Here is a 12,671-nt window from a genome sequence, read left to right on the forward strand (position 1 = left end):
TCAGATAATCACCGCGCATCGTCCATTAACGTACGCATTTGCCTGATGCTTCCGGCCAGACCGCCGAAAATTGCTTCGCCAACCAGGAAATGACCGATATTCAATTCGACCAATTGGGGGATGGCTGCGATGGGAACAACATTCTCGAAAGTCAGGCCATGTCCGGCATGCGGCTCGATGCCGTTTTTAGCGGCGAGTGCAGCTGCGTCGCTGATCCGGCGCAGTTCCTTTTCGCGTTCGGTGCCACTGACATGCGCATAATGACCGGTGTGAAACTCGACCACCGGTGCGCCGAGATGGATCGCCGCTTCGATCTGACGTGGGTCCGGTTCGATGAATAGACTGACGCGAATATTGGCGTTGCGCAGCTGCCCGACAAAATCCTTCAACCGGTTATGCTGACCCGCAGCATCCAGGCCACCCTCAGTTGTGCGTTCTTCTCGATTTTCCGGTACGATACAGGCTGCATGTGGTTTGTGACGTAGTGCAATGTCCAGCATTTCATCTGTAGCCGCCATTTCAAGGTTTAGCGGAATAGAAAGCTTGTCCATCAACTCAATCAGGTCGCCATCGCGGATGTGCCGCCGATCTTCGCGCAAGTGAGCGGTGATGCCATCTGCCCCGGCTTCTGCCGCTATGGTTGCCGCCCGAACGGGTTCCGGATGATCTCCTCCACGAGCGTTGCGAATGGTAGCAACATGGTCAATATTGACGCCCAGTCTAAGATGTGACGCTTGATTCATGATTGGCGGCTGCCAGGCTTTGTCGTCGGAACAGCGGCCAGCTCGGCAGGTACATCCTCATCGGCATAGGAAGGTACTTCCAATGCGATCAAGGGATAGAATGGGACATCAAAACTTGCTGTCCCATTCGAGCGGTCGACCAACGCGCCTGCTGCGATCACGTCGCCGCCAGCTTCACCTATCGCCTTTATGGCTTCACGTGACGATAGGCCCGTGGTGACAACATCTTCCATCATCAGCACTTTTTGGCCAGGCTCCAAACGGAAACCGCGCCGCAGTTCGAACGTACCTTCGGGGCGCTCGAGGAATATTGCTTCCTTGCCAAGGGCTCTGCCCATTTCGTGACCCACGATGACGCCCCCCATGGCCGGAGAGACGACAATCTCGATGGCATTCCGAATATTCTCAGGCATTTTGGACACAAGTGCATTGGCCAGTCTCGCACCACGTGCTGGATCCATAAGTACTCGGGCGCATTGCAGATATTGTGCGCTATGCCGACCAGATGACAATATGAAATGCCCTTCCAAAAGGGCATCGCTGGCGCGGAATTCGTCCAATATTTCGTTCTCGGTCAAGGTTTTTGTTCCGTCCTTTCTGGTTTCTATATCCGAAATGGGTTCATCTTGGTTTTAATGAAAGCCCAAAAACTTAAAAAATATGCGTAGAGTAGCTTGAGGCTTGCGACAACCCTGCTTATAAGCCGCTCCAAACGGGATGTTTCAGGTTAGTCGGGTTGGTGTCCAAATGGGCATATTTACCAGAATATCTGGGCGGTATATGGGCTGAAAACGACCGGAAATTAGGGCTTAGATAAGGTTGAGCAAGTAATGACTCATTATGTGAAAGCATGGATTCTGGCATTGGGCCTGATTCTCACACCGGCAACAGCAATGGCGCAAGATGCGCTGCCGGCAGCGCCAGGAGCGGAAGCCGCGCCGGCAGAGGCCAGTGCAGATACAGAAGTACCTGCAGTTGAAGCTGCTCCAACATCTGGCCTTGACCCTGAACTTTATACGCCGATGAAACCGACAGAGGGTGTCGGAATGCCGGTCGATGGCGGTCTCGACTTTCAACCGCAGGTAAGTGAAACGGGTAAGCAGGCGAAATGGATTAACAACGTCATTTTGTTGCCGATCATGACCGTTATCTGCCTGTTTGTGTTGGCATTGCTGTTTATCGTGATGATCCGGTTCCGCCGGGGCGCCAATCCGGAGCCATCCAAGACCACTCATAATACATTTATCGAGATTGTCTGGACCGTGATTCCTGTCTTGATTTTGCTGGTTATTGCTGTTCCCTCCATCAGCCTGCTGGCGAAGCAGTTTGAGCCTGCGCCCGAGGATGCACTCACGGTGAAGGTGACCGGCTACCAGTGGTATTGGGGGTACAACTATCCGGACAATGGCGATTTTGAAATCATCTCCAACATGCTGCCTGAAGACGAGGCGAATGCGCGCGGAGAGCCTTTCCAGCTGGCAGTGGATAATCGGATGGTGATTCCGGTCGGCAAACCGGTTAAAATGTTGATCACCGGTGCTGATGTTATTCACAGTTTCGCAATACCGGCGGCATGGTTCAAGCTTGATGCTGTACCCGGCCGGATCAATGAAAAAGTGCTGCAGATCGATGAAGTTGGTGTCTACTATGGCCAATGTTCCGAGCTTTGTGGCGCACGGCATGGTTTCATGCCTATCACGGTTGAAGTTCTGCCAGAGGACAAGTTTAACGACTGGGTTCGCGCTAACGGCGGAACCGTAAAAGGTGAAGAGGCTGCGGAAGAGGGCGAAGCGGAAGCAGATGCTGACGCAGAAACCGCATCTGACGAGACGACAACAGAAGGCGCGCCTGCTGATGCAGCCGCCGCTGTAAACTAAGGGATACGCAAGCGATGACAACTATTGCAGCAGACGGTCAGATTGTGGATGATCACGCACATGACGCAGATCACAAGCCGGCCTTTTTTCAACGCTGGTTCATGTCGACCAATCACAAAGATATTGGTACACTTTATCTGATTTTTGCGATTATTGCCGGTATTATTGGCGGCGCTATCTCCGGCATGATGCGGATGGAGCTCGCTGAACCTGGCATCCAGTATCTCTCTGGCTGGGTAGGAGCAGGGGCTTCAATGGATGAAGCGCTTCATCTCTGGAATGTGCTGATAACTGCGCATGGCTTGATCATGGTGTTCTTCATGGTCATGCCGGCGATGATCGGCGGTTTTGGTAACTGGTTCGTACCGTTGATGATTGGTGCGCCAGACATGGCGTTCCCGCGCATGAACAATGTTAGTTTCTGGCTGCTTATTCCTGCATTTCTGTTGCTATTGGGATCGGCATTTGTCCCTGGAGGAACAGGCGACGGAGCCGGAACCGGCTGGACTGTATATGCGCCGCTTTCTACCAGTGGTTCCGTTGGGCCCGCAGTGGATATGGCCATTCTCTCGCTCCATCTTGCCGGTGCCAGTTCCATTCTCGGTGCGGTGAACTTCATTACAACCATTTTGAACATGCGTGCACCAGGCATGACGCTGCATAAAATGCCGCTTTTTGTATGGTCAGTTTTGGTGACGGCTTTCTTGCTGCTTCTGGCTCTTCCAGTGCTGGCTGCCGCAATCACAATGCTGCTGACGGATCGTAACTTCGGGACGACATTCTTTGACGCCGCCGGTGGTGGTGATCCGGTGCTTTATCAGCATCTCTTCTGGTTTTTCGGTCACCCTGAAGTGTATATCATGATCTTGCCCGGTTTCGGCATGGTCAGCCACATTATCTCAACCTTCTCGCGCAAGCCTATCTTCGGTTATCTTGGCATGGCCTATGCCATGGTGGCAATTGGCGTGGTCGGCTTTGTTGTCTGGGCGCACCATATGTTCACGACCGGCATGTCGGTAAATGTGAAAATGTACTTTACCGCGGCAACCATGGTTATTGCGGTGCCGACCGGCATCAAAATCTTCTCGTGGATTGCGACCATGTGGGGCGGTTCGATGACCTTTAAAACTCCGATGGTTTGGGCGCTGGGCTTCATCTTCATGTTTACGGTAGGTGGTGTGACCGGTGTTGTACTGGCCAATGGCGGTATCGACGACAACCTGCATGACACCTATTATGTGGTGGCTCATTTCCATTACGTGTTGTCGCTGGGTGCTGTCTTCTCGATCTTTGCTGGTTTCTATTACTGGTTCCCGAAAATGTCCGGACGCCATTATAGCGAGTTGCTAGGTCAGCTTCATTTCTGGATTTTCTTCATCGGCGTGAACGTATTGTTCTTCCCAATGCACTTCTTGGGTAACCAGAGCATGCCGCGCCGCTATCCCGACTATCCGGAGCAATTCGCCTATTGGAACGAAATTGCGTCCATCGGCTATGCGATCATGGCAGTTGGTGTGTTGATCTTCTTTATCAATATCGCCTGGGCATTTATCGCTGGTCGCAAAGCGGAAGATAACTACTGGGGCGAAGGTGCAACGACGCTGGAATGGACATTGTCCAGCCCGCCGCCTTTCCACCAGTTTGAAACGCTTCCTCAGATCAAGTAATCTGGGCAAAGCAATAATAACAGTCTGTCCGGTGACCAATGGGTTGCAGGACAGACTGCCATATTGGCGACTAGAGATATAAACAGAAACATGACAACCGCTTCGACATCATCTTACAAGCTGGCCAGCGCACAGGATCTGTTTGCGTTGACCAAACCGCGCGTGATGTCGCTGGTGATCTTTACTGCGATCTGCGGCATGCTAGCGGCTCCGGGAACAATTCATCCTGTAATAGGCTTTACGGCTATACTGGCAATCAGCCTGGGCGCTGGGGCATCTGCGGCGCTGAATCAATGGTATGAGCATGATATCGATGCGGTCATGAAGCGCACCGCCAGTCGTCCGCTTCCTGCCGGTAGGATGGAACGTGAGACGGCCTTGCATTTTGGTGTTGGATTATCGGTTTTTTCTGTGTTGCTGATGGGCGTTGCGGTCAATTGGTTAAGCGCAGCGATTCTGGCCTTTTCGATTTTCTTCTATGCCGTGGTCTACACCATCTGGCTGAAGCGTAGTACACCGCAGAATATTGTGATTGGTGGCGCTGCTGGAGCATTCCCGCCGGTGATCGGATGGGCTGCGGTAACCGGTGATGTGACGGCCATGCCGATCTTGCTGTTCGCCATCATATTTTTCTGGACACCTCCGCATTTCTGGGCGCTAGCACTGTTTGTGAACAGCGATTATTCCAAAGCCGGAATCCCTATGATGCCGGTCGTCGCTGGCCGACAATCGACGCGCAGACAGGCTTTTGCCTACAGCTTGATACTCGCGATAAGCGCAATTGCTCCCTTCGCCCTTGGCATGACTGGTGGCGTCTATGGAGCAGTGGCCATAGTGTTGAGCATAGCTTTTGTCCTTCTATCGCTGCGCGTTGGTCTGAGCAAAACCGAAAATCCCGCCGCAATGTCCGCTGAGAAACATCTGTTTAGCTTCTCGATTATTTACCTGTTCGCATTGTTTGGTGCGCTGGTAGCGGACAGGATGGTATTCGCATGAGCGATTCTGATGGCAGCAAGGCAGCGATGTCACCTGAGGAACAAAAGGTCTACCAGGCCAAGCAAAAGCATCGCGCGGCGATCATGGCTGGCTTGCTCTTTTTCCTCGTCGTGTTATTTTACTTCATCACCTTTGTTAAGATAAACAGTTCGGTATCATGAGCCACGCACAGACCCGAGATTTATCAAGCAAAAATCTCCGCAGCGCCGTGATGGCTGGGGCGATGGGTTTGGCTATGCTTGGCATGGGCTATGCCGCCGTACCTCTCTATGAGATATTTTGCAGGGTCACGGGCTATGGCGGAACCACCCAGCGGGTTGATGCGGCGCAAGCGGCCACAGTACAAACCACTGCACGGGTTATGTCCGTTCGTTTTGACTCCAACGTCAATTCTGCTTTGCCGTGGGCCTTTAAGCCCGAACAAGCAGTTGACCGCGTCAGTGTTGGCGCACGCGACATGGCAATCTATATTGCGACGAACAAATCTGAGCGGCCGGTTGTGGGCACCGCGACATTTAATGTTACGCCTGTTCAAGCCGGTAAATATTTTCACAAAGTACAGTGCTTTTGTTTCACCGAACAGCTCTTGAAACCGGGGCAGACGATGCGGATGCCTGTATTATATTATGTTGATCCCGCGATTCTAGAAGATCCGGAAACGCGCGATATTGAAGAGATCACGTTGAGCTACACATTTTATCGCTCTAAAAATGGCATTGCGGTGGACCCCGCAAAGAGCGAGAGCTAAGAACAGTAACGAAAGAAGTTTGGGGAATTAAACCATGGCCGGAGCCAAAAATCACGATTATCACATATTGCCGCCAGACATCTGGCCGTTTTTCGGCGCGTTTGCTGCGCTGACGATGGCGTTCGGCGGTGTGATGTGGCTACATCCTGATGTCTTTGGATCTTTCGGTCCAATGGTATTTGCGATTGGTGTTGCGACGGTTGCGCTGACGTTTTTTGCATGGTGGTCAAATGTCGTCAAAGAGGCGCATGCTGGCGATCATACACCGGTTGTGCAATTGCACCTCCGCTATGGAATGATTTTGTTTATCGCTTCGGAAGTCATGTTCTTCGTCGGCTGGTTCTGGGCTTGGTTCGATTATTCCTTGTTCCCGCAGCCTCTGGAGTTTGCCGAGGGCTTCACAACCAACATGATTGGCCAAGAGGGCGCAGAAGCGCTTCTGCAGTGGCCACCAAAGGGCATAGAGGTTTTGAACGCTTTCGAACTGCCCCTCTTGAATACCCTGATTCTGCTCTGTTCTGGTACAACGGTAACTTGGGCGCATCACTCGCTCATCCACGGCAATCGCAAGGGCCTGATTACAGGTCTTTGGTTGACGATCATTCTTGGGGCCGTGTTTAGCGCGATACAGGCTTACGAATATAGCATCGCACCATTCCCGTTTGCAGGCATAAACTATAGCAGCGCCTTCTATATGGCGACCGGTTTCCACGGTTTCCATGTGCTCGTCGGTACGATCTTCCTAATCGTTTGTCTGGCGCGTTCCTATAAAGGCCATTTCACGCCAAAACAGCATTTCGGTTTTGAGGCCGCTGCATGGTACTGGCATTTTGTTGATGTTGTTTGGTTGTTCCTGTTCCTCGCTGTTTATGTATGGGGCGGCTGGGGCGCACCGGTTCACTAGGGCGGTCTATTGACTGATAGCGAACACTCAAAAGGGCAGCCGGACGTTTTTCCTGCTGCCCTTTTTGGACTCTGTCCCCATTGCGGACAGAAAACCCTGTTTCGAAGCCTGACGGCTTTTTCTGACAAGTGCAGGGCTTGCGGGTTAGACTATGACAAGTACAATGTTGGTGATGGTCCTGCGGCTTTTTTAACATTGATCGTCGGTGGACTGGTGCTAGCGCTTGCCTTGATAGTCGAGCTCAACTGGCGCCCGCCAATCTGGGTCCACGCCATGCTTTGGTTCCCTCTCACAATTGCAGCAGTTGTTGGAGCCTTGCGCGTTTCGAAAGCGATACTGCTGATCTTGGAACATCGTAACCAGGCCCGCGAAGGCAGCATCGATGATGGTACTGAAGAATGAAGAGCTTGCCGATCATTGGCACAGTCATTGTTTTGGCGGCCGTCGCGACGATGATCGGGTTAGGCGTCTGGCAATTACAACGGGCTGATTGGAAGAATGATCTGCTGGCAACTTACGAAGCTGCGAGTGATCAGCCCGCCGTCAGCTATCCAACTGTACCCGTCAGTGAGGGTGCACCCTATTTCCGGAAATCAACGGTAAATTGCCTTGAGGTATTGGGTTGGCGTGCTGTTAGCGGGCGAAATGCAAATGGCCAATCTGGGTGGGCTCATATTGCGCATTGCAAAACATCCGGAGGGGAGGGGCCAGGCGCACAGGTTGTGGCAGGTTGGTCCAGATCATCCGACGATCCCACTTGGCAAGGCGGATTTGTGAACGGTATCATTGCACCTGACAGTCAAAATGTGGTGCGTTTGGTTGCCAGCGAACCGGTTGCTGGCTTGCAAAAAAGTCAGGAACCGTCAACTGACGACGTCCCCAACAATCACATGGCCTATGCCGTGCAGTGGTTTCTGTTTGCCGGTATCGCATTGATCATATTTTTTCTGGCTTTGCGAGCGCGTATTGGTGGGGCTACCAAAGCTTAAAACTTGCTCTTGGCCAATCAGGTCGCTAACCCGCTGGCCATCATGGAATATATCTCAACACGGGGCGGCGCGGCACCGCTAAATTTTGAACAGGTGACATTGACTGGGCTGGCGGGTGACGGCGGGCTTTATGTGCCAGCTCAGTGGCCTAAGCTAACGCAGGCTGAGATTGCCAGCATGGCTGGACTTCCATATTCCGAGCTAGCGGTTCGGGTGATGCGGCCCTTTGTCGGTGACGCGCTGTCAGAAGAAGAATTACGCGACCTGTGTGAGCAAGCCTATGGCCGTTTTGCACATGATGCGGTGACCCCATTGGTGCAATTGGATGGGCAACATTGGTTGCTTGAACTGTTTCACGGGCCAACCTTGGCATTCAAGGATGTCGCACTGCAACTGCTGGGACTCTTATTTGAAACGTTTCTGGCGAGGCAGGACAAGCATTTGACTGTCGTGGGCGCAACTTCGGGTGATACGGGGTCCGCCGCTATTGATGCACTGGCGGGGCGCGACAAGGTCGATATATTCATGCTTCATCCTGATGGACGGATATCGGATGTCCAGCGACGGCAGATGACCACCGTTTTGGCGCCGAATGTTCACAATGTCGCGATAGATGGCAGTTTTGATGACGCACAAGCTATGGTCAAACGCATGTTTGCCGACAAAGAAGTGACTGACAGGTTTGCTATTTCCGCGGTTAATTCAATCAACTGGGCAAGGCTAATGGCTCAGATTGTTTACTATTTCTATGCGGCATCACAATTGGGTGCGCCATATCGCAAAGTGGCATTTTCGGTTCCTACGGGCAATTTTGGTGATGTATTCGCCGGCTATGTTGCAGCGCAAATGGGGCTACCGATTGAACGTTTGATTGTCGCGACCAACGTAAATGACATACTTCATCGCGCCTTGAGCCAAGGCGATTATTCTGCGGGCACCGTAACCCCAACTGCGGCACCATCAATGGATATCCAGATCAGCAGCAATTTTGAGCGTCTGCTCTTTGATCTTGAAGGTCGTGATGGCGCAAAAACGGCGGCGCGAATGAAAGCGTTTGAAGCGACCCGCGATATGCAGATAGCGCCGGATATGCTGTCAAAAGCTGCTGGCATATTCGCCAGTGAAAGAGTTGATCCAGACGGAATGACGCTAGCGATGAGTCAAGCGCAAGAGAAGGCCGGGCAGGTGATTGACCCGCATACTGCCATTGGCCTGTCCGCAGCGCGATCAGCCCAAATTGATCCCTCGGTGCCGATTGTGACCCTGGCAACAGCCCATCCCGCCAAGTTCAGGGATGCTGTCGAACGGGCGACCGGCATGCGGCCTGCCTTACCGCGACGTATCGGTGACCTTTTTGATCGAGAAGAAGCCTGCGATAAACTTCCGGGTGATTATGACTCGGTGAAGGCTTTTGTAACCTCCAAAGCCACTCCTGCAAATGGTTGAGGCATCATCAAAGCCGGGGGTAATGATCAGCAATCCGCGTAGCGACTATGCGCTGATTGACAGCGGCAATGGTCGTAAGCTCGAACGCTATGGCGATTATCATTTCATTCGACCCGAACCCCAGGCGATGTGGTCGCCTGCGCGGGAGGAATGGCAAGCAGATGGCGAGTTTATCCCCGCATCCGATGACGATGGGGGTGGGCGCTGGCATTTCAACCGGCCCGTTCCACAAGAGGGGTGGCCACTGAGTTGGGAAGAAGTTACCTTTACCGCACAATGCACGCCCTTTCGGCATCTGGCTTATTTTCCCGATATGGACCCGGTGTGGCGTTGGCTTCGGTCAAACTTACAAGATTTGGAAGAAGCGCAAGCGCTCAACCTGTTTGGTTATACCGGAGTGGGAACACTTGCACTGTCTGCTACTGGTGCCAAATTGGTCCATGTCGATGCGTCTAAGAAATCTGTTTCTGCAGCCAGAGACAATGCGGCACTATCCAACATGTCTGAGCGTCCAGTTCGTTGGATCATCGATGACGCTGCCAAATTCGCAGCGCGTGAAGTGCGGCGGGAGCGGCGCTATGACGCGATTCTGCTCGACCCACCAAAATATGGCCGAGGCCCTGATGGGGAGATCTGGCGACTGGAAGAGGACCTAGCTCCTTTGATCGAAAGTTGCGGAAAGTTGTTAGACGAGGAAAGTCGCTGCCTCTTTCTGACCGTCTATGCAGTGCGGATGTCTGCGCTTGCTTTGGGATCGCTGCTTAAAGAAAAACTGGCCCATTTGGGGGGCACTGTTGAGGTAGGGGAACTGGCTGTCAAAGAAGAATCACGCGGGTTGTTATTGCCAACGGCGATCTACGCGCGCTGGTCCAAATAGGGATTCGTCGCCATCAAACTGACAGCATGGCTTGCCATTTCGTCTGCAAAGTGGTGAAGACATCTCATGACAGATACACTTACATTAGAGGTCAATGATTTAGAGGTCGATGTCCTGACCGGCATCTATTCCGAAGAAACCCATCTACCACAGCCGTTGCGCATCTCGATTATGGCGGAACTGAAAGTTCAGGAGCGCTATGAGGCCGAAACGCCGCTGGAAAGCTCCAAAAACTATATGGACCTTAAAGATGCTGCGACCACAGCCCTACCAGAGGGCGTGCATTTCAAACTGATCGAGGCCGTGGCCGACCATATTATGGAAACATTGTTCTTGCAGGATGAGAATGTGCTGCGAGTGACGGTAAAAATTGTAAAGCTGCTCATTTCCGAAAAAGGGGAAGCCATTGGTATAACGCTGTCACGGGCGCGCAAATGAATGGCAATCCGGTGAAACTGGCTTTGGTCACAGGCGGCGTCAGGAGACTTGGCGCGCATATCTCGACTCGCTTGGCGGAAGCAGGTTACGCGTTGGCGCTTCATGGCCATAGTGATGCACAGCCAGATGATATGCTGACCGAAGCTCTGAAGGTTCACAACACCGATTGGTCTGGTTTCGTTGCCGATTTTGTCGAAGAGGGTGCGGCTTCCAGACTGTTAGAATCGGTAGTCGAGCATTTTGGACGTCCTCCTGATCTGTTGATCAACAACGCTTCGCTGTTCGACTATGATGATGCACAAAGTCTGGATGACCGGAATCTAGAACAGCATCTGAGAATCAATATGATGGTGCCAACCTTGTTGACAACATTGCTAGCGAAACGGGTGCCAAAAAATGAGCGCGCCGCAGTGGTCAATATTGTTGACCAGCGGGTTCGCAACCCAAATGGCGATCAATTGAGCTACACATTGTCCAAACAGGCCCTTTCTGAAACAATCCGTACCCTGGCTATCGCGTGTGCCGTCCAACTGCGGATTAACGGCATTGCGCCTGGTCTTACCTTGGCAACCGAAGATTATAGTGCCGAGCAGATGACCCGTTTAGCGACTGTCATGCCGCTGAACAGGCTCTCATCGCCTGATGATATTGCTGCGGCAGTGCGTTATCTCGCCGAGGCAGATAGTGTGACTGGCCAGACTTTGTTTGTAGACGGCGGTGCACATATGAAAAGTTTCGATCGCGATTTCATGTTCATGGAGCGTCGCTAGGTCCCGAATTACCATTCCGTTCATCGATAACTACCTTACATGGCGGGGAAGAGCTCCCACCCTGCTGTGTGGGCTTTAGCTAAAATGGGGGACAAATTAGTGAAAGGACCAATGTGCGTAACATTTCCAAAATCCTTCTGGCTTGTGCAGCCACAATCTCTTTAACAGCCTGTGGCGAGCAGGCTGCCAACACAGCGAATGGCGAAAGTGATGCCGAAAGTGCGGCGGTCGAAGAACCCGCCGAACCCACCAATATTGTTGGCGTTGCCGAAAATAATGCAGAATTGTCGACACTGGTTATGGCTATGACGGTCGCGGAATTGGGTGGAACGCTGGCGGAAGAAGGCCCCTTTACGGTTTTCGCGCCGACCAATGATGCGTTTAACAAAATCGATCCTGCAGAACTCAGTGCTTTGCTGTCTCCAGAAAAGAAAGAAGATCTTACCTCTCTGCTAAACTATCATGTTGTTTCCGGAGAGATGACCGCAGCAGATGTCACACAGGCAATTGCCGATGGCGGTGGCACAGCAACCTTGACCACGGTTGAAGGCACGAAGCTGAAGGCTTCGCTCGAAGGTCAAAAAGTCGTCTTGGAAGATGCTGCTGGCGGGAAGTCAACAGTAACTCTCGTCGATGTCAAAGCGACCAATGGTGTGATTCACGCCGTCGATACAGTCGTTATGCCTGGCTAAGATTGAACCTCACAATTCCGAAAGGCCTCGCTTCAACGGCGGGGCCTTTTTTATTGCCCGCCATGCCGCTATTGGGGTGTGGTTATTGAATAAGGAGCAGTCCTGTGGCGCAATATTGGTTGATGAAGTCCGAACCGGACGAATATGGCTGGGATGATCTGGTCGCGGAAAAGGAAGGCACGTGGGACGGCGTCAAAAATGCGCAGGCCAGCAATAATATGAAAATGATGAAGGTCGGGGATCAGGTTTTCTTCTATCATTCCCGCCAGGGACTGGAAATTGTTGGAATCATGGAAGTCAGTGAAGAAAAGTTTCCAGATCCGTTCGACGATACCGGCCGTTGGATTGCTGTAAAGGTGAAGCCGGTACGCAAATTGGACAAAGCAGTGCCGCTTAAAGAAATGAAGCAGAATCCGAAACTCGAAAATTTGGCTATCATTCGGCAGACCCGTTTGTCAGTGGCTCCGGTGACCAGCGACGAATGGGAAGCGATACTGACGATGGCAGCCTGAGAAATTTGTGGC

General features: G+C 52.3%; 16 protein-coding genes. 14 read left to right on the forward strand and 2 right to left on the reverse strand.

The annotated features are described in order from the left end of the window. Positions 1-8 precede the first annotated feature (8 nt). A complete protein-coding gene (locus DG177_RS16175) occupies positions 9-743 on the reverse strand; it encodes a pyridoxine 5'-phosphate synthase (RefSeq protein ID WP_108812432.1) in 735 nt (244 codons plus the stop codon). Further along, complete coding sequence (gene pyrE / locus DG177_RS16180) at positions 740-1,321, reverse strand: orotate phosphoribosyltransferase (RefSeq protein WP_108812433.1); 582 nt, start codon at positions 1,319-1,321, stop codon at positions 740-742. Before pyrE ends, DG177_RS16175 begins: the two co-directional genes overlap by 4 nt. A 252-nt stretch (positions 1,322-1,573) precedes the next feature. Here pyrE and coxB point away from each other — a divergent pair, with 252 nt between their 5' ends. The 14 genes from coxB (at position 1,574) to DG177_RS16245 (ending at position 12,659) form a co-directional block, all read left to right on the forward strand. Continuing rightward, positions 1,574-2,620, forward strand: a complete 1,047-nt coding sequence (coxB, locus tag DG177_RS16185) for a cytochrome c oxidase subunit II (protein ID WP_108812434.1) — start codon at positions 1,574-1,576, stop codon at positions 2,618-2,620. A 14-nt stretch (positions 2,621-2,634) separates the two neighbouring features. Continuing rightward, entirely contained in the window at positions 2,635-4,287 is a 1,653-nt protein-coding gene (ctaD, locus tag DG177_RS16190; protein ID WP_108812435.1) for a cytochrome c oxidase subunit I, read from the forward strand. A gap of 90 nt (positions 4,288-4,377) precedes the next feature. Further along, on the forward strand, positions 4,378-5,283 hold the full coding sequence (locus DG177_RS16195; RefSeq protein ID WP_108812436.1) for a heme o synthase: 906 nt from the start codon (positions 4,378-4,380) through the stop codon (positions 5,281-5,283). Next, the gene (locus DG177_RS17815) at positions 5,280-5,444 is read left to right on the forward strand and encodes a hypothetical protein (RefSeq protein WP_337658955.1); all 165 of its coding nucleotides are present in this window, start codon (positions 5,280-5,282) and stop codon (positions 5,442-5,444) included. Before DG177_RS16195 ends, DG177_RS17815 begins: the two co-directional genes overlap by 4 nt. Continuing rightward, positions 5,441-6,031: a cytochrome c oxidase assembly protein gene (locus tag DG177_RS16200; protein ID WP_108812437.1), complete on the forward strand. Its 591-nt coding sequence runs from the start codon at positions 5,441-5,443 to the stop codon at positions 6,029-6,031. Before DG177_RS17815 ends, DG177_RS16200 begins: the two co-directional genes overlap by 4 nt. A 34-nt stretch (positions 6,032-6,065) precedes the next feature. Continuing rightward, positions 6,066-6,935 (forward strand): cytochrome c oxidase subunit 3, encoded by an 870-nt coding sequence (locus tag DG177_RS16205; RefSeq protein ID WP_108812438.1) that lies wholly within the window; start codon positions 6,066-6,068, stop codon positions 6,933-6,935. 9 nt (positions 6,936-6,944) lie between these two features. Beyond that, positions 6,945-7,337, forward strand: a complete 393-nt coding sequence (locus DG177_RS16210) for a DUF983 domain-containing protein (RefSeq protein WP_108812439.1) — start codon at positions 6,945-6,947, stop codon at positions 7,335-7,337. Beyond that, positions 7,334-7,924: an SURF1 family cytochrome oxidase biogenesis protein gene (locus tag DG177_RS16215; RefSeq protein ID WP_108812440.1), complete on the forward strand. Its 591-nt coding sequence runs from the start codon at positions 7,334-7,336 to the stop codon at positions 7,922-7,924. Before DG177_RS16210 ends, DG177_RS16215 begins: the two co-directional genes overlap by 4 nt. A 42-nt stretch (positions 7,925-7,966) precedes the next feature. Continuing rightward, positions 7,967-9,370 carry a threonine synthase gene (gene thrC / locus DG177_RS16220; RefSeq protein WP_108813025.1) on the forward strand — a complete coding sequence of 468 codons (1,404 nt, stop codon included), beginning with the start codon at positions 7,967-7,969 and terminating at the stop codon, positions 9,368-9,370. A gap of 22 nt (positions 9,371-9,392) precedes the next feature. After that, a complete protein-coding gene (locus DG177_RS16225) occupies positions 9,393-10,247 on the forward strand; it encodes a class I SAM-dependent methyltransferase (RefSeq protein WP_337658956.1) in 855 nt (284 codons plus the stop codon). A 66-nt stretch (positions 10,248-10,313) separates the two neighbouring features. Beyond that, positions 10,314-10,685, forward strand: coding sequence for a dihydroneopterin aldolase (locus tag DG177_RS16230; RefSeq protein ID WP_108812442.1), 372 nt, complete (start codon positions 10,314-10,316; stop codon positions 10,683-10,685). Next, positions 10,682-11,455: an SDR family oxidoreductase gene (locus DG177_RS16235; RefSeq protein WP_108812443.1), complete on the forward strand. Its 774-nt coding sequence runs from the start codon at positions 10,682-10,684 to the stop codon at positions 11,453-11,455. Before DG177_RS16230 ends, DG177_RS16235 begins: the two co-directional genes overlap by 4 nt. Before the next feature lie 113 nt (positions 11,456-11,568). Then, positions 11,569-12,147 carry a fasciclin domain-containing protein gene (locus DG177_RS16240; protein WP_337658957.1) on the forward strand — a complete coding sequence of 193 codons (579 nt, stop codon included), beginning with the start codon at positions 11,569-11,571 and terminating at the stop codon, positions 12,145-12,147. Between the two features lie 104 nt (positions 12,148-12,251). Then, positions 12,252-12,659 carry an EVE domain-containing protein gene (locus DG177_RS16245; protein ID WP_337658958.1) on the forward strand — a complete coding sequence of 136 codons (408 nt, stop codon included), beginning with the start codon at positions 12,252-12,254 and terminating at the stop codon, positions 12,657-12,659. Positions 12,660-12,671 lie beyond the last annotated feature (12 nt).

It is taken from the genome of Sphingorhabdus sp. Alg231-15 (assembly GCF_900149705.1).
GTDB lineage: Bacteria > Pseudomonadota > Alphaproteobacteria > Sphingomonadales > Sphingomonadaceae > Parasphingorhabdus.

Coding starts and splice junctions, on each gene's coding strand:
- DG177_RS16175 (WP_108812432.1), bottom strand. CDS start 743: ATGAATCAAGCGTCACATCTTAGACTGGGCGTCAATATTGACCATGTT.
- coxB (WP_108812434.1), top strand. CDS start 1,574: ATGACTCATTATGTGAAAGCATGGATTCTGGCATTGGGCCTGATTCTC.
- ctaD (WP_108812435.1), top strand. CDS start 2,635: ATGACAACTATTGCAGCAGACGGTCAGATTGTGGATGATCACGCACAT.
- DG177_RS16195 (WP_108812436.1), top strand. CDS start 4,378: ATGACAACCGCTTCGACATCATCTTACAAGCTGGCCAGCGCACAGGAT.
- DG177_RS17815 (WP_337658955.1), top strand. CDS start 5,280: ATGAGCGATTCTGATGGCAGCAAGGCAGCGATGTCACCTGAGGAACAA.
- DG177_RS16200 (WP_108812437.1), top strand. CDS start 5,441: ATGAGCCACGCACAGACCCGAGATTTATCAAGCAAAAATCTCCGCAGC.
- DG177_RS16205 (WP_108812438.1), top strand. CDS start 6,066: ATGGCCGGAGCCAAAAATCACGATTATCACATATTGCCGCCAGACATC.
- DG177_RS16215 (WP_108812440.1), top strand. CDS start 7,334: ATGAAGAGCTTGCCGATCATTGGCACAGTCATTGTTTTGGCGGCCGTC.
- thrC (WP_108813025.1), top strand. CDS start 7,967: ATGGAATATATCTCAACACGGGGCGGCGCGGCACCGCTAAATTTTGAA.
- DG177_RS16225 (WP_337658956.1), top strand. CDS start 9,393: ATGATCAGCAATCCGCGTAGCGACTATGCGCTGATTGACAGCGGCAAT.
- DG177_RS16230 (WP_108812442.1), top strand. CDS start 10,314: ATGACAGATACACTTACATTAGAGGTCAATGATTTAGAGGTCGATGTC.
- DG177_RS16235 (WP_108812443.1), top strand. CDS start 10,682: ATGAATGGCAATCCGGTGAAACTGGCTTTGGTCACAGGCGGCGTCAGG.